At 45.2% G+C, this 20209-nt stretch carries 18 protein-coding genes; 4 read left to right on the top strand and 14 right to left on the bottom strand.

The window, feature by feature from the left end; all coding sequences use genetic code 11:
• Positions 1–19: 19 nt before the first annotated feature.
• Positions 20–220, bottom strand: a complete 201-nt coding sequence (locus QUB68_RS19155; protein WP_332995423.1) for a hypothetical protein — start codon at positions 218–220, stop codon at positions 20–22.
• Positions 221–549: 329 nt separating this feature from the next.
• Between QUB68_RS19155 and QUB68_RS19160 the strand changes: the two genes are divergently transcribed.
• The 3 genes from QUB68_RS19160 (at position 550) to thiL (ending at position 5772) form a co-directional block, all read left to right on the top strand.
• The gene (locus tag QUB68_RS19160; protein ID WP_332995425.1) at positions 550–1629 is read left to right on the top strand and encodes a sensor histidine kinase; all 1080 of its coding nucleotides are present in this window, start codon (positions 550–552) and stop codon (positions 1627–1629) included.
• Positions 1630–1947: 318 nt separating this feature from the next.
• Positions 1948–4509 carry a primosomal protein N' gene (gene priA / locus QUB68_RS19165; protein WP_332995428.1) on the top strand — a complete coding sequence of 854 codons (2562 nt, stop codon included), beginning with the start codon at positions 1948–1950 and terminating at the stop codon, positions 4507–4509.
• A gap of 267 nt (positions 4510–4776) precedes the next feature.
• Positions 4777–5772, top strand: coding sequence for a thiamine-phosphate kinase (thiL, locus tag QUB68_RS19170; RefSeq protein ID WP_332995430.1), 996 nt, complete (start codon positions 4777–4779; stop codon positions 5770–5772).
• A 178-nt stretch (positions 5773–5950) separates the two neighbouring features.
• Here thiL and QUB68_RS19175 read toward each other — a convergent pair whose 3' ends face one another.
• From QUB68_RS19175 to QUB68_RS19210, 8 genes are all read right to left on the bottom strand, one after another.
• Positions 5951–6556 carry a hypothetical protein gene (locus QUB68_RS19175; RefSeq protein ID WP_332995432.1) on the bottom strand — a complete coding sequence of 202 codons (606 nt, stop codon included), beginning with the start codon at positions 6554–6556 and terminating at the stop codon, positions 5951–5953.
• Between the two features lie 26 nt (positions 6557–6582).
• Complete coding sequence (locus tag QUB68_RS19180) at positions 6583–8046, bottom strand: hypothetical protein (RefSeq protein ID WP_332995433.1); 1464 nt, start codon at positions 8044–8046, stop codon at positions 6583–6585.
• On the bottom strand, positions 8033–8365 hold the full coding sequence (locus QUB68_RS19185) for a hypothetical protein (protein WP_332995434.1): 333 nt from the start codon (positions 8363–8365) through the stop codon (positions 8033–8035). The genes QUB68_RS19180 and QUB68_RS19185 overlap by 14 nt, the downstream gene beginning before the upstream one ends.
• 63 nt (positions 8366–8428) lie before the next feature.
• Entirely contained in the window at positions 8429–8689 is a 261-nt protein-coding gene (locus QUB68_RS19190) for a hypothetical protein (protein WP_332995436.1), read from the bottom strand.
• 137 nt (positions 8690–8826) lie between these two features.
• Positions 8827–9663, bottom strand: a complete 837-nt coding sequence (locus QUB68_RS19195) for an Rpn family recombination-promoting nuclease/putative transposase (protein ID WP_332995438.1) — start codon at positions 9661–9663, stop codon at positions 8827–8829.
• A gap of 270 nt (positions 9664–9933) precedes the next feature.
• Positions 9934–12807, bottom strand: coding sequence for a CHAT domain-containing protein (locus QUB68_RS19200; RefSeq protein ID WP_332995439.1), 2874 nt, complete (start codon positions 12805–12807; stop codon positions 9934–9936).
• Positions 12808–12810: 3 nt separating this feature from the next.
• Complete coding sequence (locus tag QUB68_RS19205; RefSeq protein WP_332995441.1) at positions 12811–12954, bottom strand: hypothetical protein; 144 nt, start codon at positions 12952–12954, stop codon at positions 12811–12813.
• A gap of 448 nt (positions 12955–13402) precedes the next feature.
• On the bottom strand, positions 13403–14650 hold the full coding sequence (locus QUB68_RS19210) for an HhoA/HhoB/HtrA family serine endopeptidase (RefSeq protein WP_332995443.1): 1248 nt from the start codon (positions 14648–14650) through the stop codon (positions 13403–13405).
• A gap of 173 nt (positions 14651–14823) precedes the next feature.
• Here QUB68_RS19210 and QUB68_RS19215 point away from each other — a divergent pair, with 173 nt between their 5' ends.
• Positions 14824–14964, top strand: coding sequence for a hypothetical protein (locus QUB68_RS19215; RefSeq protein WP_332995445.1), 141 nt, complete (start codon positions 14824–14826; stop codon positions 14962–14964).
• Positions 14965–15128: 164 nt separating this feature from the next.
• Here QUB68_RS19215 and QUB68_RS19220 read toward each other — a convergent pair whose 3' ends face one another.
• The 5 genes from QUB68_RS19220 to miaB all read right to left on the bottom strand — a co-directional run bounded on the left by QUB68_RS19220 (position 15129) and on the right by miaB (position 20149).
• The gene (locus QUB68_RS19220) at positions 15129–15401 is read right to left on the bottom strand and encodes a hypothetical protein (protein WP_332995447.1); all 273 of its coding nucleotides are present in this window, start codon (positions 15399–15401) and stop codon (positions 15129–15131) included.
• Positions 15402–15448: 47 nt separating this feature from the next.
• On the bottom strand, positions 15449–16531 hold the full coding sequence (locus QUB68_RS19225) for an AI-2E family transporter (protein ID WP_332995449.1): 1083 nt from the start codon (positions 16529–16531) through the stop codon (positions 15449–15451).
• A 385-nt stretch (positions 16532–16916) separates the two neighbouring features.
• The gene (locus QUB68_RS19230; protein ID WP_332995451.1) at positions 16917–17975 is read right to left on the bottom strand and encodes a D-alanine--D-alanine ligase family protein; all 1059 of its coding nucleotides are present in this window, start codon (positions 17973–17975) and stop codon (positions 16917–16919) included.
• Between the two features lie 138 nt (positions 17976–18113).
• A complete protein-coding gene (locus tag QUB68_RS19235; RefSeq protein WP_332995453.1) occupies positions 18114–18527 on the bottom strand; it encodes a hypothetical protein in 414 nt (137 codons plus the stop codon).
• Positions 18528–18796: 269 nt separating this feature from the next.
• Entirely contained in the window at positions 18797–20149 is a 1353-nt protein-coding gene (gene miaB, locus QUB68_RS19240) for a tRNA (N6-isopentenyl adenosine(37)-C2)-methylthiotransferase MiaB (RefSeq protein WP_332995455.1), read from the bottom strand.
• Between the last annotated feature and the right edge of the window lie 60 nt (positions 20150–20209).

Raw genomic sequence — 20209 nt, forward strand, 5'->3', positions numbered from 1 at the left:
TTGTCACAAGTAGTAGTTCTTACCACAAAATGGTGCGGGTGTGTGAGTGCGATCGACACATTGGAGTGAGATTTCTCAGCAATGGTATAGTATGATTGCCTTCTGGGACAGCACAATTGGCTTGGTACTTGAGATTGCTTGTGGGCGATCGCCCGGGGCGGGTTTTGTACAAATCTTGTCGCTCATCGGGCAATCTTTCACCCTGGGGCTGGCCATACAAATGTGCGATCCTCTCGAATGCAAGCTTTTATCAGAGCTTGCTGCGCTAACGCTAACGGGCTGATCGGGTTCCACGGATGACAACCCCACGAATGCGAGTGCGGGGATGAAAAACTGCGATCGGTTCTAACTAAGTTTGTTGTTAATCTCTTGACATTTTTAATCAATCTTAGATAAGATTTTTAGATGTAGCAAAATAAAGGAGATGTTGAATTTTGCTGACAAAATTTTCTAGTCTAGTCGCGACAAGATTCTAAGTAAGTAAAGGGTGCCATTAAATTTCATAATAAAACTTTTGTGACACTATTTTTAGGTTCAAAATAATAGCCGATGGAACCAACAGACTGGGAAAACAGAATCAAAGAGCTAGAAAAAGCAAATCTAATCCTGCGGGAAAAACTCGAAACTTCGGAAGCCGAACGCAGCCAATTAGAAGCCCTAAATCAAGAAAAAGAATTTTTGCTAAAAACAGTCACTCAGAAATTTATAGATTCCGAAAAAATCTTAAAAGAAAGAATGTCTACACTAGAAAAAGCTCTGGAAAACCAGCAAGCAATGCAGATCAAATTAATCGAAGCCGAAAAAATGTCGGCTTTGGGGATTTTGGTAGCTGGTATCGCCCACGAAATCAACAATCCCGTCAACTTCATCTACGGTAATATCACCTATGTCAATGACTACACTGGCGATATTCTAAAATTGCTCGAAATGTACCAGAATCGCTATACCGAAACTGATGCAGAAATTGAAGATTTTCTGGAAAAGATTGACCTGAACTTTCTGCGCGAAGATTTGTTGAAAACTCTGGCGTCAATGAAAGTTGGTTCCGAGCGTATCCGCGAAATCGTGCTGACTTTACGCAATTTTGCGCGGGTAGACGAAGCCGAAAAGAAACCAGTTAACATTCACGAAGGAATTGACAGCACCTTGTTAATTTTGCAAAATTTAACTAAGGAAAAACCAGGTTATCCGGCTATCGAGATTATGAAAGATTATGGCAATTTGCCAAAAATAGAATGTTATCCGGGACAATTGAATCAGGTATTCATGAACATCATTAATAATGCTATTGATGCCGTGCGGGAGCGAGACAAAAAGCGTTCTCTAGGCGAGATAGAAGTCAACCCCAGTCAGATTGTCATTACTACTTCTATTATTTCCGGGAATCGGGTTAGAATTAGCATCAAAGATAATGCTCTGGGAATGAATGAAGCTGTAAAAGGAAAAATTTTCGATCCGTTTTTCACAACTAAACCAGTCGGGCATGGGACTGGTTTGGGGCTGTCAATTAGTTATCAAATTGTTGTGGACAAACACGGCGGGAGGTTGGAGTGCATATCGGCTGTTGGAGAAGGGACTGAATTTGCGATCGAGATTCCGATCGCCAAATCCCGCAGTTATAGCAGTTGACAGTGGACAATTGACAGTTGACAGTTACATATGGGAATCAAACCGTTTAGGGTAGAGAGTCTCCGGTTCTATTCATCAGGTTATCTATGTCTTAAAAGCCAAGAAGGTTGCTATAATATGGTGCGTCTAAATCTTATGTACAAATATGTAGGGGTAGTGCCCCCATGCCTACCCCGAAGCGCTCTTAGTAGGCACGGCCCACTACCCCTACAAGAATTACACAAATAATTTAGGCTCGGTATATATCGATCGAGCTAAATTGAGAGATAATGAAAACTCGCTTTGACTGCGGCTCCTCCTAGTTTGATGTGCAACCCTATGTCTACTGTCACTTTTGGTTTATCAACCCCCTCCGCGGCAGAGGCCGGGGCATCCTACGGTAGCAGCCAACCGCCCCAGCGCCCCACCGCGCCGGCACAGTGGATCGAGGTGTTGGTGGACTCTCCTTTCAGGGGCGCGGGGGACTCGCCGGGGGAGGAAAACAAGTTATTTACCTATAGCTTACCTGCCCAAATGAATGTGCAGCCGGGGGATATTTTGAGTGTACCCTTTGGCAGTCAACAGGTAGGGGCGATCGCAATTCGGTTCATTACTCAACTGCCGGCAGACTTAGATCCGGCGCGGGTGAAAGATGTAGAAGATATTGTTAATACGGGCTTTTTTCCTGCTAGTTATTGGGAACTAATAGAACGAGTATCCACCTATTATTGCACACCATTAATTCAAGTAATTAGAGCGTCACTGCCACCCGGTTTGTTAAGCCGTTCCGTGCGCCGAATTCGCTTAATTAAGGATGCTATTTCTCCGAATGCCGAAACATTTCTAAATCCCGCCGCCAGTCAAATTTTGCAATTGCTGCAAGCTCAAAAAAATGGCGATTATACTTGGCAATACCTTCAGCGCCAAGTCAAGGGAAGTTATCGGGGATTGAAAGATTTATTGCAACGCGGTTGGGTAGAAAGTTATTTAGAACCGCCCCATCCTCCCAAACCACAACTAAAACCGGCAGTGACATTAATTGTCAGCGCATTTGTCACAGATTTAACTAATCGGCAACAAGAAGTATTGGAAGTTTTGCGGCGCGGTGGCGGTGAAATGTGGATGAATGATTTGCTGAGAATTTGCAGCGCAAGTTCTTCGGTTGTTAAAGCTTTGGAACAAAAAGGCAGTGTTGTAATCGATCAAAGGGAAGTGCTTAGGGGCGATCGCGGAATTGCTCAATTGCCCGATGCACCGAAAAAATTAACTCGCTTTCAAGCTGAAGCTTTAACGTTTATTAACAGTTTTTCGGGATTCCGTCAAGTGCTATTGCACGGCGTTACCGGTTCTGGTAAAACTGAAGTGTATTTGCAGGCGATCGCCCCAATCCTCGCCAGTGGCAAATCCGCCCTCGTCCTAGTTCCTGAAATCGGGTTGACACCGCAACTTACAGACAGATTCCGCGCCCGGTTTGGCGAGCAAATTTGCGTTTACCACAGCGCCCTATCCGACGGCGAACGTTACGATACATGGCGACAGATGCTGACTGGAACGCCGCAAATTGTCATCGGCACGCGATCGGCCATTTTTGCACCATTACCGCACCTCGGCTTAATTATCCTCGACGAAGAACACGACAGCAGCTTCAAACAAGACCAACCAGCGCCATGCTACCACGCCCGCACCGTTGCCAAATGGCGCGCCGAATTAGAAAATTGTCCCTTAATTTTAGGTTCCGCAACGCCAGCTTTAGAGACGTTGGTGGGGACGCGCCGAGATTATGACTCGTTACCAACTATCCATTATTTATCATTACCAACTCGCATTTATTCCCGCCCGATGCCGCCTGTGGAAGTAGTCGATATGCGCCAAGAATTGCGGCAAGGCAACCGCTCAATTTTCAGCACTTCCCTGCAAAACGCGCTGGAACAATTGCAAGCGAGACAACAGCAAGGCATCCTGTTTATTCACCGCAGAGGACACAGCACATTTGTCTCTTGTCGCAGTTGCGGGTACGTGATGGAATGCCCGAATTGCGATGTTTCGCTGTCCTATCACCACGTCGGGGAAGGAAGCGCAGAAATCTTGCGCTGTCACTACTGCAACCACACGGAAAGACACCCTCAAAACTGTCCAGAATGTAGTTCTCCTTACTTCAAAAACTTCGGCAGCGGCACCCAGCGAGTTGAACAGGAATTAACAAGATTGTTTCCCGAATTGCGGGCGATTCGGTTTGATAGTGATACTACGAGAAATAAGGGCGATCACCGCCGATTGTTAACGCAATTTGCCAATGGGGAAGCTGATATTTTACTTGGCACGCAAATGTTGACGAAGGGGTTAGATTTAGCTGGAGTCACATTGGTGGGAGTTGTGTCTGCTGACGGGTTGCTGAATTTATCGGATTATCGCGCCAGCGAACGAGCTTTTCAAACATTAACTCAAGTCGCGGGACGTGCGGGCAGAGGTGACGATCCGGGGCGGGTAATTATTCAAACTTATACTCCTGAACATCGGGTAATTCAAGCGGTGAGGCGGCACGAATATGCGGGTTTTGTGGAGACGGAGTTGGCGGAAAGGGCGGCGCTGAATTATCCACCTTCGGGGCGGTTGATTTTGTTGCGGTTGAGTAGTGTTGATGCGGCGGAAGTTGCGGTAACTGCGGTACAATTGGCATCTGTTTGTCAACAGTATATCGATCGACTTTCGGTGACTGGCTGCGAGATGTTGGGCCCTGCACCGGCGGCGATTATGCGGGTGGCTAATCGCTATCGGTGGCAGATTTTGCTGAAGTTGCCTTTGGATGAGTCTGTGGATTTGTCGGATTTGATCGGGTTGCGCGATTGCACGCCACGTTCTGTTAGTCTAACTATTGATGTCGATCCGTTGAATTTTGGTTGATTGGAGATGGATAAGTGCGATCGGACTCGATACCCTAAATCCCTCTTAGTCCCAGGGTGGAGTTAGGGGTATTCATACTCGGGCACAAACGAGAGATACAAAAGTTTTCAGACGATTGTTGACAGCAATGGGGAGGGCGCCGTGTCCTCCATAATATATTCGATCGGATTGAAAAGTGCTGTACAATCTCATCAAATTTACAATAAACATACTCTCTTTTCTGTTGTCTCTGCGCCTGCTGCGGCCCAGCAGAATTAATTCCTAATTATGAAAGTTAAAGATATTGGAGAACAAGGTCTTTTAAGAATATTGCAAAAATTCTGCCCCGCCGAAATTGTGGGAGATGATTGTGCGGTACTTCCGACAAATCCTCACCAATCTCTGGCGGTGACAACGGATATGTTGGTGGATGGTGTGCATTTTAGCGATCGCACCACAGGCCCTTATTACGCAGGATGGCGCGCCGCAGCCGCGAATTTGTCGGATCTGGCTGCAATGGGTGCAAAGCCTCTGGCGGTGACGGTAGCCCTGGCTGTGGCTGCGGATACGGCTGTGCTGTGGGTGGAAGAGTTTTATCGGGGGATGACGGCTTGTTTGGAAGTGTATCATACGCCGATCGCCGGTGGGGATGTTGTGCGATCGCCCGTGGTGACTGTGGCGATTACGGCTTTTGGGGAGGTTGAGTGCGATCGTACCATTAGTCGGGCAAATGCGCGATCGAATTGGGCGATTGTGGCGACTGGGTTTCACGGAGCATCCCGCGCGGGATTAGAATTGTTGTTGAATCCAGAATTTGGGCAAAATCTGGAAAAGGGCGATCGAACTTCTTTAATTCTCGCTCATCAGCAGCCTAAACCGCGGCTGGATGTTTTGCCGATTTTGTGGGAAATTTTAGATGCTGCGGGTGAGTTTTCGATTGCTGGAATGGACAGCAGCGATGGTTTGGCTGATGCGATTATTCAAGTTTGTCGGGCTAGCGGTGTTGGTGCAAAAGTCGATCGCACGAAAATACCAATTCCCCATAGTTTAAGCGAAATCGTATCTACTGAAAAGGCTCTGGAGTGGGCGTTGTACGGTGGAGAGGATTTTGAGTTAGTGCTGTTTTTGCCGATCGACCATGCTAAGCTATTGGTCGATCGAATCGGTGATGGTAGTGCGATCGTCGGAATTACTACGGAAAGCAGCGATATTTGGTTGAGTGATAGCAGTGGTATTTGTTTTGATTTTAGATTGGAGATCGATCGAGGATTTCAACACTTCTAAATTCTCTCTTAATCGGCGGAGTCAGAAACCGGGTTTTTTACGAAAATCCTTGATTGTGGCGCACAAATTAGGGAAAAACCCGGTTTCTTTGGCCTTCACTGCGGAGTCAGAAACCGGGTTTTTTGGGAAAATCATTCATTGTGGCAACAGATTAAGTAAAAACCCGGTTTCTTTAGCCTTAATGATTTGAGTGAATGCCACTGGCTAAGATACCTAAAATTTTACCAATATCATTGAGAAAATATTCAACTAAATCAATTTCGATCGTCTGTCTTGATAATCGCATAAATTTCCAGTTTGTGCCAGTGGTAACGGAACCGTAAATCACAGGAATTTCATTACCTTCATTTTGGTTAAAAATTTGCGCCGCCAACATTTCTGCTACGCATTGTCCTAAACCAGCTAGTATATTTTCTTTTTTGGCTTCAACAATGGTGATGACTGGCGCACTAATGAATAAAAGTTCGGGAGATTGACTGATGATAAAGTCACAACTCCCGTTTAATCCTTTGGTACTATCTACACTAAAGTCAATGCCGGAAAACCAGCTAATTTGATAATTTAATTGTTTTCTTAATTCGACGAGAATGGGAGTGATAATAAGTTCGGATCGAGCTTTTTCTGTATTGCTGCCGAGGGCTAAAGCTACATTATCACGCAGGGTTTCTTGGAGAAAGTCGCTAGGTATTAATTCGGGAATTTCTGCAAATATATTAGAGCGTTCGGCAATCGTTAAATTAAAGTCTTTATAAACTCGATTTAAGGTAAAATCACTGTATGACATTAGTTATCTATCTCTAGGATTTAGTTTTATTCTTGTTCGGAATGTTGCTCTAGCACGTCGGCCGCTTCCTGTAAGATATCATTAACTGGTGGACTTTGGGAATCGGGCAATCTGGGACGTTCAGACTTACCCCGAAACCATCTAAAATTACCCTTAATTTTCCATGCACCATTAATCCAACCCATCAATGCAGAAACCACGATTACAACCAAGAGACTCAACAACAGACTAGCTACAGCCGGGTGAAGCACATCCCCTTTTTGAGGTATTCTGAACAGTAGCGGTGTCTCGATATAATTGGCAACCGCAGACACCACAAGGCCTCCAGCCCCTAATCCAGTACCGAGTATTTGAATGGTTCTTTCCAAAGAGCGATCGATTTCTGCTTGTTCGATATCCACAATCCCGGCTACCAAATCCACCGCAATCTTAATCAAATCAGTGCCATGTTTAAAATAGCCTAAATCGCCCTGAATTTGTCGTTGAAAATACGGACAATTTCTATCAATAAAAAACTTGAACGTTGTTAATTCTTCGGTTGATGCTTGCCATTTATCACAGATTTCAGACAGCTTTTCCTGATAATTGTAAACATGAATATTTATCGTATTATTAAAATCTTCCAGAGATTCTAATACTCTTTCATAATCCAAACTTTCTCGAAGTAACTGTTTGAGTGTGCTTTTCAGAGAGGTTAAAGACTCATCTGTATTAACATTTTCCTGGGAAGCAACATCATTGTTCGATTCAAACTGAGCAATTTTTGTTTCTAAGTTAGCGATTATCCCCTCAATTTTTGCATATAGTCCCTTGAGTAAATCATAATTTTTGCGACTATCCAGAAAAGCTGTAGTGATTTTATGGCGGTAATAAAACAGTTCAAACAAAGGTTGAAGAATTTGCCCTAATTTTTCCTCAATCTCATCGTCAACCAGATAAACAAAGACTTGTAGTTGACTTTTGAGCGAACTGTACTCAAAAATTGGAGAACCCAGTAACTCAGTATCGCGGCAAAAACGCACAGATGCTTGTGGGAAGAGATTATTTAAACATTCATCCGCAACTTGGCGGAGGTATTTTTTAGTTGGAGGTTGATAGGTTTGTAATTTGTAAGTTATAAAAATAGTCTGTCCCAGCCAATCTTTATAACTATCAGCCATGAGATTATTAACATTAAAATCTTTTAATGCTGCGATATCTATATCTTTATTTTCATCGGTTTCTGGGCTGCCAATTCTTGCTAAAATGCCTTCGCTATCATCCAGACGGCAAAACTTGAAGGAACCATCAATTTTATTGGAATGCGAGAATTTTTGGACTCTAGTTAGGGGATAACCGAGGTTGGATTGGGAAAAGATTAGCTCTTTTTCCGGGCTGAAATGTTGCCAGATATTATTAGCCCAAGTCCAGATTGAGTTAGCTGCTGTTTTGCTTTCCTGGCTGAGTTGGTAGCTGTAGATGTATATTTGGGGATGGTCAATTTTTAGCATCGGCTTTGTCAATGCGTTTTTTCAAGCTTGCTTCTAGTTTTTTGATGTCTGGATATGTATTGATGAGTGTTTCATAACCGGGGGTGATTTCTGCTTCTGCATCATCAAGATTTTTTCTCACATTGCCAATCAAATCTCTCACCTCTGTAAAATTTCGATAGAGGTTGTTAATCGCTTGTTTAACGACTTTATCATCAGCATCAGACTCGGCTAAAGGTAAAACAGTCTTGAGTAATTCTTCAATAAATGGCGGAGTAAGAATCTGCGGGTTTGTGGTAATGGCGTTATAAAGTTCCAACAAAATCACGCTTTTCATCATAAATTTTACTTCCAAATGAATGTTACTTGAATTTGAAACCGATTCAATCAAACCGTAGTTTGATTAATTTTGCTCGCCTTGTTCAGCTTGTTCTTTTTGAGATTCGGCGATGGTCGCTGCTACTTCAGCTAGAGGTAAGTCAAAAACTGTAGCAATATCTTCTGTAGTTAATCCCATACTAAATATTCTGAGAATAGCAACTTTATTTCGCTGTTTAGCTTCTGCTTGTGCTTTGGCTTCTGCTTCTGCTTCTGCTTCTGCTTTTCCTTCGGCAAAAACATCTTGATAAAATCTGGTGTGTTTTAAGTCGCTTAGGTTAAACATGGCGGGCGGCAATCTCCTCTCGGAATTTTTGCGGTAATTTGTCAACAATTCACTTGTAAGGTGCGTCAGTCTTAGGTTAGTACGAAAAATCAGGATTTTCGCAACTGACGCACCCTACTAATTTTAGTGTACGTTGATTAATTTTGCTCGGCTTGTTCAGATTGTTCTTTTTGAGCTTCGGCGATAGTCGCTGCGACTTCAGCTACAGGTAAGCCAAAAACTGTAGCAATTTGTTCTGTGGCTAATCCCAGACTAAATAGTCTGAAAATAAGAGCTTTGTCTCGTTGTTTAGCTTTAGCTTGTTCTTCTGCTTGTCCTTCTGCAAAAACATCTTGATAAAATCGGGTTTGCTTTAAGTCAGTTAGGCTAAACATGGCGGCAACTTCCTCTCTGGTTTTTTGGGGTAATTTGTAAACAATGATGGTTTCTAGTAAGTTGATGAAGTTTTTTCTGGCTGTGGTATCCGATATTTCGGTTTCGGCTTGTCTGGCTAAGTCTATGGCAAAGTTTTCGGCGGTGTTGTCTGGTTCGATTACCAGTTTTAGCACTTTTATCGGTAGAGATGCTGTTTCTGATGCACTTAGTTCATCGATGTAAATCCGGGTGATTTGTGGGAGTGCCAGCATTTCCTGAAAGTGGATGTTGCTTTCTCTTTCGGTTTGCCGATTTGGGTAGATGACTACCAATTGCCAAGGGTGCGGCGGTTGGTATTGTTTGAGATAGATGAATAGTTCGGCAAAGAGACGATAGTATAGGGTTGGATCTGGTTGAAATTGGACTTCGACAACGTAGAATGGTAGTTGAGGATCGGGGATAATTGGTAGAAATAAACCGTCTAGGCGAAAGGCTAATTGTTTGACTTCTTGGGATGTAAATTGGTATTGGTTGGCACTCTCGGCTGGTATGCCGAGAAGGGCAAAGAATACAAAGGGAAATTCTTGGAAGATGTTGTAAAATATGCTATCGGTTTTCATTGATCAAATTAAATCTTTCTTTGAATTCTACCCTGTTTATTCACGATTGTATCATAATGCCAAGTGCTGTAGGGGCGGGTTCGCCGAAATATTTGACACCCATCGATGGATTGTAAAAACCCGCCCCCACCCCACCGAAAAATTTAGATCGCAATTCTATTGTACAGATAGATTGTGCGTTATATCATAGGCCGGGGCGGGTTTATGAAATCTCTGGTTTTTATCAGAGATGGTTGGTGAACCCGCCCCTACAATATTTACACATTCACATTATAAACCTATGGCACAAAACGCTCCCCAATGATAAACATCGCTGTAGGGTTTTTCATCATCATTGTACTTACCTAGCACTTCTTCAATAAAGTCTTTATGATCGCCATCGAAACTATCCGATTCCTGCACCCATGATAGCAAATCTGAAGTCGCGGCAGACTTAAACCAGCGCTGGGTATCGTGGAGGGCTTTACCGATGCTAACTCCTGGTTTTAGCAATTCATAGAATTTTACCATCATCAAGGCGGTAGAGAGGTCGTTGACAGCCCAAAGACTGGCTAGGGTTCCCATTGCACCGGCGTGGAGAAATCCTGTCGGTAATCCAATATAATCGGAGCGATTGTTGGTGTCGATGAGGGCGGTTTCGCAGGCGGAAAGCACGACTAGGCGGCAATGTTTGAATTGCAGTAACAAGATGTCGGCTAATGTTAGGCATTTGTCAATGTCGGCTGTTTTTCCGGCGCGCCATTCCACGTAACGATCCGATTCATCTAAATCCGATCCCCCTAAATCCCCCTTAAGAAGGGGGACTTTGATAACTTCTTCTTCTTGCTCCCCTAAATTCGATCCCCCTAAATCCCCCTTAAGAAGGGGGACTTTGACAACTTCTTGCTCCCCCCTTCTTAAGGGGGGCTGGGGGGGATCTCCGGGTTCAACAACGGGGACTTTGATAACTTCTTCCTCTTGCTCCCCCCTTACCAAGGGGGGCTGGGGGGGATCTCCGGGGATGATGCCGCCAGACAAGATTAAAAACGATTTTAGCGGATCGTCGGGATTGAAGGAGCCGTGACAGGAAAAGTGCGCGCAGTGGGCGTTTTCTAACTGATCTAGATACTTTTCTAGGAGATTTGTTTTACTCGCTTCATCGCCGGGGAGAATTTGACTGAGCGCGAATTTGGGGGCGATGCTGGCGACTTCTAAATCGGTGTAGCGCAGATCCGAGGTGGGGTTTTGCAGGGCGAGGAGTTGGTCAAAATTTGGGTGGATGGTAATCTGTTGCAGGAGTTGGCAACTGGGGGCGTATTGAATGCCTTCGAGGTATTTATCTAATAAGAATTCGCCGTCAGTTAGGGGTAGGGCGTGGAGGGGGAACAGGTGCAGCAACCAGTGGGGAATTAGAATTAAGCGGGTAGTTGATGGCGGCAGTATTGTGGTGATTTGGAGGATGTCGGCGAGGCGCTGGAGCCCGGTAGCAAGTTGTTTTTGCCAGTCGGTTTTGCTTGTTTTGTAGGCGGCCCGATATTCATCAACTAAGTCGGTTAATTCATCGCATTGACTATTCCGATGCACTGTCAGCACGTCGGGGTAAGTGACGACAAAGGTGATGATTTCTGCGTCGGTGATGTACCACTCAATCAGGGCGGTGTTGGGGGTGAGGAGTTGGGTGATTTCGCTGAAGGTGATGGGTGTTAGGGTTTTGGGAATTTCCTGTTTTTGGGCGATTAATTCGGCAAGGTTGCGGGCTTTGTTGGCTTCGGCATATTCTAGTGCTTCTTGGTTGCTGTTGCGATCGAGACATACTTGCACCATGCCTTTGTAGAGCCTATCCCACTCCAAATCGTGTTTTTGCTTGGTTTCATCTCCCGATTCTAACTCTCGTAATTTGGAGGCTCCGGTTATGGCCTTTTTAAAGGTATCGTAGGCACTTTGGAGAGTTGCTGCTTTTTGGTTTGTGTCTTCTGGTTTTTCTCGGTTGATGTAGTCTAGTTTGGCCAGATAAGTCCAGCCCAGGTTATTTAAGGTATTTGCATTGTGCAACGGGAAATCTTCAAGAGTATAGACTTTTAAAGCTGCCTGATAAAAACCGATCGCTCGTTCCAGATTTTCCGCCCGCGAACCGTTGATTCTGTCACTGTAGGCATTAGCTAGGTTCTCTTGAGCCGCCGCCGAATTTTTACGGAAATTCTTAAGAGTATAAACTGTTAAAGCAGCGTTACAAAAGCCGATTGCCCATTCCAGATTTTCTGCCCGCGAACCGTTGATTCTGTCAATGTAGACAATAGCTAGGTTATTTTGAATTCCTGCCCATTTTTCACAGAAATTCTTAAGAGTGTAAACTGTTAAAGCAGCGTTATAAAAGCCGATTGCTAGTTCCAGATTTTCCGCTCGCGAACCATTGATTCTTTGCCAGTAGGCGAGAGCTAAGTTATTTTGAGTCATTGCCCATTGTTCAGGTAAATCTTCAATAGTATGGACTTTTAAAGCAGCATTACAAAAGCCGATTGCCCGTTCCAGATTTTCTGCCCGCGAACCGTTGATTCTGTATAAGTAGGCCACACCTAGGTTATTTTGAGTCATTGCCCATTGTTCAGGGAAATCCTCAAGAGTATGGACTGTTAAACCAGCTTCATAAAATCCGATTGCCTGTTCCAGATTTTCCGCCCGCGAACCATTGATTCTGTTACTGTAAAGATTAGCTAGGTTACTTTGAGTTACCACAAAATTTTTGCTCCCCGGTTCCCGATTATTTAAAACTATTTGAAAACCAGAAATGGCAATTTCAATATTATTCGCCATCTTCCCACAGGGAAAGTTTTTAATATGAATACTCAAATTTTCAATGAGATATACCATTGAGCTAATTGTTTCAGCATTTTTGCCATCAATTAACCTCTGGGATACTTGATGTAAAGTTTGGGCAAAACGGGCATTGAGGAGATGTTCCCGTTCAGCCAGCATAGTGTAAATTACTTTAATATCGCTATCTGCTTCTGCTTCCAATAATTCTAGGATAAAGTTGGCATACTCTTGGGGATTTTCACCTTGAGAGTTATTGCTATCTCCGTCATCGTTCATATCAATGAATTGCCCTAGCTGACTGGCCATATTTCGCAGGAAGTTAGCGGCATTTTCGCCTCCTTGCTGTGCCAAGTTTTATGCTACTAACTCGCAAGATTCCAGAAATCCGCGATCCAACAATTCTGAGTTATCTTGTAATATCTGCGATTCTTCACCGTTGGGGCAATTCAGCAGGGTGTGAATTAGTTCGAGGTAAGATTGGGCGCGGTTTTCTTCCATTGTGGGGAGTTCTGAATAACACCGGCTTTTATTTTATCATGGTTGTGCGTGGGTAGCGAGAAACCGGGTTTTTGCGAAGATATTCGATGCGAGGCGAAGATATCGGAAAAAACCCGGTTTCTGAGATTGTACGTCGTAGCGAGAAACCGGGTTTTTGCGAAGATATTCGATGCGAGGCGAAGATATCGGAAAAAACCCGGTTTCTGAGATGGTGCGTGGTGGCGAGAAACCGGGTTTTTGCGAAGATATTTGATGAGAGGCGAAGATATCGGAAAAAACCCGGTTTCTTAGATTGTTAAAGCTGCCTCACTTTAGGCATTAGCTAACCGCCGATCGCCCAAACAATACAAACAAGTTAAATAAACCCGCCTCCACCCCACCAACAAGCTCAAAAGTTAAGCCAGGGACTCAAGTCCCTGGCTTAACTTAACCCGCAACATCAACAACTCTACCGCTGCTTATCGGCCGCTGGAAAAGCACCAGCTTTTACCGCCACAGTAACAGGTTTTCCCTCGCGGCTCAACTCAAGCTGCAAATCGTTACCCACTTTGCTATTCTCGACAATTTGCTGTACGCTGCCAGCATCGGTGACTTCTGTACCGTTGATTTTCTTGATCACATCAGCTAGGCGAACTCCAGCTTGTGCCGCCGGAGAATCTTTGGCAATTCCCAGAATTAAAACGCCTTTATCTTCAGTCAGCCTCAATTTGGCGTTGGGATTTTTATTGAATTCTGCCTTGACTTCTGGAGTAATAGCCAACATCCGAACGCCGAGATAAGGATGTTCGGCTTTGCCGCTGGTGACTAATTGGTTGGCAATTTGTTGTGCTCGATCGATCGGAATCGCAAAACCCAATCCTTGGGCGCCTTGAATAATCGCCGTATTCATGCCAATAACTTGACCGCGCTGGTTCAGCAACGGGCCGCCGGAATTGCCGGGATTGATTGCAGCATCGGTTTGAATAAAGCTGACGCGCTTGTCTGGAACGCCCACATCGGCGCTAGAACGGCCTGTGGCGCTAATAATGCCCACAGTCACGGTATTGTCCAAACCGAGGGGATTGCCGATCGCGATCGCCCATTCTCCCGGCTGTAAATCTTCAGATTTACCCAAACTCACCACAGGCAAATTGGTAGCTTCAATCTTCACAACAGCCACATCAGTAACTGTATCTACGCCTAAAACTTTGCCCACAAATTCGCGGCCATCCTTCAGTTTTACCGTCACCGTATCCGCGCCATCAACAACGTGAGCGTTAGTTAAAATGCGGCCGTCGGAACCAAAAATAAAACCCGCACCAGAGCCCCGTTCTACCCGATTTCCCGGTTTAATCGGAGAGTCTGGCCCAAAGAAACGGTTGAAAAACGGATCATTCAACACATCAGGCTGTTGGGTTTTAACCGTGCGAGAAGAATTGATTCGCACCACTGCCGGCCCGACTTGCTGCACTACTTTAGTCACAAAATTAGCGTCTTGATTCGGCAGTATATTTGCAGGCAATGCTGAGATTGGCGCAGCCGTTGCAGGTTCAGATTGGAGAGCGTTAGAACTTCCAGGAACTCGGGCAGAAGTTAAGGCGTTGCACCCGACAGTTGCCGTGGAGCTGAGCAAAACGAGGGATAAAAAAGCCAGTTTTTTCGGCAAAGAAAAACTGCTAGAACGCTGAGTTTGATTAGACATATTTTTGGTTGACATAGTATTGATTTGGTGGGATAAGGGATGAGAGTTATATTTATTTTTTTGCATTTTTAGCACCTACATCTAATTCCATTAGAACTCCAGGTTCTTTAATTTTAATTCAAGCATTTCTGAGATCTGCTGGCGGCTGGGGTGGGATTTACCCTACAGGGTGGGGTAGAAACCGGACGGTGGCAGGCAAATTGTGGATTTGGGCTCGCGAAAGTGCGATCGAACCGCAGTACAGCCGAACTGCCGCAGGCTGCGATAATACAAACTACGGCAGCCTCCCCGGATATTCCGCATTTCCCCTAAAATCTTCAAATCCTTGACATCCTCCGTCCATAACCCCTGATTCAGACTTATTTTTAGCCTCATCAGCAACAGCCCCAAACTGTAGCGAGGGATCGTGTTGGCAGGAATTTTGCCGCCCTAAAAACTGCCGTACCCAGCAAATATCTAATCAACATGAGATGATTTAAAATATCTGCTACTATTAGTCTCGCCTGTTCTCAAACCTCAACCAGAGCCATCTACTATAAATTTTAAGTTTGGCAAGTCTATTGTAGCAACCAACCGCCCTCGCCCTCGGTGCGCTGTTATCCGATATTGTCGGCACTGCTGGAATGCCAGCAGCACAAGCCGCTACCAGCAAAACAGCAACTAAGACTGTAGTTAAAGGAACTGTAAAGCCTAGAGCTAAAGTAGCAACTAAAAAACCTATAAAGCCCAGAGCTAAAGTATCTACTAGAGCTAAGTCAAAGTACACAACAAAAACTCCGTTCAAATCTTAGATTTGAACGGAGTTTGCAATTATTATTGCTCTACAGGTTCAATAGAATTAACCGCCTCGATTTCCATCGACTTGTTCCTCGAAGTTTCCAAAGTATCAACAGTATTCTTAATAAAACCAGCCATCGGCACAGCCACGATCAAACCTGGTACTCCCGCCACCTTAACCCCAATTAGCAGCGACACTAAAATCCACACGGGATTGAGGCCGATAAAACCGCCTAATAACCGAGGAGCAACCCCGCTTTCAATTACTTGCTCGATGACTGTAGCGACAGCTAAAACTGTGACGCCGAGCCAAAAGTTGTTTAATGCGATCAGCAAACTGACAACGCAAATACTGAAAGGTGCTCCGAAGGGAATCATTGTCATTACACCCACACCCAAACCGAATAGCAATCCGAAGGGAACCCGCAAAATTAAAAAAGCCACAGTTATCGACAATCCCATCAAACCCGCCAAAGTTGCTTGGCCCACGAAGTAGTTGTGGAAGCTTCGCGCCAGCAACTGCCGCAATTGCAGGCTGAGTTTGGAGGGAAACCACTTAAACAATCCTTCCCACAGGCGATCGCCGTGCAATAGCAAGTAAAATGTTATGACAATCGTCAGCAAAAAATTCACCAGACTGTCTGCCGCACCCAAGCCAAATTTGAGGATTTCCCCGGTGAGAGACTGCAATTGAGTTGAAAGTCGATCGCTCAATTGAGTAGTCAAACCGCTAACATCAATAGGGAGACGGCGATTTTCCGCCCACTTGTGGAACGCTTCAATCTGTTCTGTACCAGAAACTATCCAAGTTGGGAGTCGGGTGGCGAGTTCAGTAATTTGGTTCAGCAGAATCGGAGCCAGAGTCACACCTAAAACCACCAAGATCAGTAAAGTTGCTAACAATACCGCCAACACAGCCCGATCGCGCTTCAAGCCGTATCTGCGTAGAAAACGCACTGGATAATCCAGCAAAAAAGAGAACACTGTAGCGACTACCAAAACGGTAATCAAGGCGCGAAAAAATTCAAACACTAACAGCGCTAACCAGCAGTTGAGTACCGCCAGAGGAAATAACAGTCCGTAAGTCCACCACTGCGGCAGTTGAGTGAAACGTTTCATCTAAGTTAACCGAGTTAAAATGTGAGATGCAAGATGTGAGATTGACCAAAGCACAGGGGATTTAAGCCCCCACCTTTAGGTGGATTGTTTTTAGGCTGGGGCTTAAATCCCCTGCCTAAAAACTTCACTGTCAACTGTCAACTGTCAACTGTCAACTGTCAACTGTTAAGCTGCTATTCGCCGTTCTCCGTTAAAGATTTTATGTTGCATTTAGTTATACCAGGCTGCTAAAAATTCCCAGTTTCTCGACCAACAGCAGAAATAGGGCTGCTGGCAGGCAGTACCTGCCACAACCATGTTAGATCGTTTCCGCTGGTATGGATATATTACCTGGGGAATAACTTATTTTTTGCGCTTGGTACGAAAACAGTTAGCGGCTGGTGATTCAAGCTTTTTCCCCGTGCCGTTCGACAGCTAATTGAATTAAACGGTCTGCTAATTCTGGGAAAGAAATACCATCATGCGCCCACATTTGAGGATACATACTGGTAGCTGTAAAGCCGGGGAAAGTGTTGATTTCGTTAATCAAAACTTCTCCGGTGGACTCAACGTAGAAAAAGTCTACCCGCGCCAAACCTGCTGCATCAATAGCTAAAAATGCTTGCACTGCCATTTCTTGGATTTGCGAGGCGATCGCGCTGCTGACCTTTGCCGGAATAGAACACTCGGATTGTCCCTGAGTATATTTAGTTTCGTAGTCGTAGAAATCGCTTTGAAAACTAATTTCTCCCACCGTTGAAGCTTGAGGGTTGTCGTTGCCCAAAACCGCACATTCTAACTCTCTAGCAACCACACCCGCTTCCACAATAATCCGCCTGTCGTAGCTGGCGGCGCTGTCGAGAGCTGCTTCCAATTCAGCGCGCGATCGAGCTTTAGAAATGCCCACAGACGAACCCAAATTCGCTGGTTTGATAAAGCAAGGATAGCCCAAATTTTCCTCAATTTTCTCGCACAGTTTCGGGAAAACACAAGGATTCGACCAAATTTCCGAACGGTTGACAGCGATGTATTTTACCTGCGGCAAACCTGCTTGAGCAAAAGCCATTTTCATCGCAATTTTATCCATTCCCACCGCCGAACCCAAAACCCCAGAACCGACAAACGGAACTTGCAATAATTTCAGCAACCCTTGCACCGTACCGTCTTCGCCGTTAGGCCCGTGCAAAACCGGAAACCAAACATCAACTGCATTAAAATTAGGAAACTGCCAAGCTTCTCCTGGTTGTGACTCTATTTCCAGGGGTTTGCCGGCGGCTAAAACTTGCTGCGGTAATGTTCCCGACAGCCAGCGGCCGTCTTTTTGGATGTAAAACGGCAGAACTTCGTATTTAGAGGCATTTTCGTCAGCAGCCAGGGCGCGGGCGATCGCCCGCGCCGAACTAATCGAGACTTCATGTTCGCCCGATCGCCCGCCGAAGAGTAACCCAATCCGCATCTTCGTCATTTTTCCATACTCCCGGTACTTTTTGACAAATATACACGCAGTTAGCGCAGCTACAACAGGAAGTATTAGACACCAATCAAGAATTCAGGATAATTAAACAGGCTCAAAAACCGACAAAACTTGCTCATCAAAGCAGGGCTAATTGGGCTGTATTGGTTTCACCAAACTGCTGCGAGCCCGAACAAAACAATTACTCGGCCCGCCAGTACCCTGACTTTTTTCTACAAAAAACCAAGGTTTATGTTGCACATCGTACAAAACCCCCAAACCGCTAGGCCCGAGATAGATTTCAAAATTCTGGCCCCCTTTCAAAGTACCAACTACAGGCCAACTGCCAATATTTAAATGTACCTTGCTTCCGGGGTCTTCTATTTCCTCAATCGAATGCGGGCCCATGCGACAGTTAAGACCGTTCGGGTCTGAATCTACCACTTCCCAATATCGGTGGGAGGTTCTGGAATACTCTCCGCGTTGGTTTGGCTGCGGCAAATCAGCTTGCTCATCTGTTTGGGGAATTGACTGTTGTGTGTCGAAGTCAGAACTTTGTGTCATGGATTTAAACTCTCTTTTGTTAATAAAAATTTCATCGAATTTGACCGCCCGCCACCAACCTCAGATCGCCTCCCATCAGTTACACGGAATCGTAAGGTGCTTGTGGTTGCACCCTACAACATAATAGAGGTTTTGCCTAAGTTCTGTCAAAACCCTTACCAGAAAGAATTGGTTTAAAGCCGGAACCCTTGTAGGGAGAAATTAAAATCAGACTATTCATTACTCCAATTCTCTTCCTTCGCCTGTCAAGTGCTGTCAACTGTCAACTGTCAACTGTCAACTGAAAGCATTTCTCCAGTCAAACTAAAAGCGCGAATATCTGTAATTTTAACACGCACAATTTTTCCCGCCAATTGTGCAATATCGCCCTTAAAAAAAGTGAGGCGATTGCCGCGAGTGCGCCCCATCACCTGACTTGAATCTTTGAGATTCTGAACTTCGACCAAAACCTCCTCAGTGCGTCCCAAATAGCGCTGCGATCGCTCCATCGCCGTTGTACTCACCACATGATTTATGCGTTGCAGGCGATCGGCTTTCACCTCCTCGCTCAACTGATTTTCCCACAAAGCAGCCGGCGTACCCGGGCGAGGCGAATAAGCCGCAGTATTCACCAAATCAAAACCAACATCTTCGATCAACTTCACAGTCTTCTCAAACTGCGCTTCCGTCTCCCCCGGAAAACCCACAATCGCATCAGCCGTAATCGAAGCATCCGGCATATAACGGCGAATCATATCAACAATTCGCAGATATTTCTCCTGAGTATAACCCCGAGACATCGCCTTCAAAATATCATTATCTCCCGACTGAAAAGGCACATGAAAATGTTCGCAAACCTGCGGCAACTCCGCACAAGCCCGAATCAATCTTTCATTAAAATAGCGCGGGTGGCTAGTAGCAAAACGCAGGCGATCGACACCAGGCACATCCTGCACAAAATAAAGCAAATCCGTCAAAGTATGCTGGTTGCTGCCGTCCGGTTTTGTCCCCGGCAAATCGCGACCGTAAGCATCAATATTCTGCCCCAACAAAGTCACTTCCTTGTAACCTTGACGGCCCAACTCCTCCATTTCAGCCCGAATAGCCTCCGGCATTCGCGACTGTTCAACCCCGCGAACATTCGGCACAACACAATAAGTGCAGCGTTCATTGCAACCGTAAATTACATTCACCCAAGCAGTCACCTTGCTGTCGCGGCGCGGCTTAGTAATATCCTCCATAATCTCAACAGCTTCAGTCGCCACAACTTGATTACCCTGAAAAACTTGTTCCAGCAAATCTTCAAGTCGGTTAGCGTGTTGCGGGCCCATTACTAAATCTAATTCCGGCACTCTACGCAACAGCGCTTCACCTTCCTGCTGCGCCACGCATCCAGCCACAACTAAAGTCAAACCAGGTTCTTTGCGCTTGCGATGAGCTTGCCTTCCCAGGTTAGAATAAACTCTTTGTTCAGCATTGTCGCGAATCGTGCAAGTATTGTAGAGAATCAAGCTAGCTTCGTTCGGGTCTTCTGAGAACTCAAAGCCCATATTTTCCAGAATGCCGGCCATCCGTTCCGAATCGGCTTTATTCATCTGGCATCCGAACGTGGTAATGTGATAGCGGCGGGGTTTAACGGTCATGGCGAATTGCAGGCAAATAAAAAATCTAGGTTTTTAACCTTAACCAACTATTATATAACA

The sequence above is a fragment of the Microcoleus sp. A006_D1 genome (assembly GCF_036702805.1).
GTDB lineage: Bacteria > Cyanobacteriota > Cyanobacteriia > Cyanobacteriales > Microcoleaceae > Microcoleus.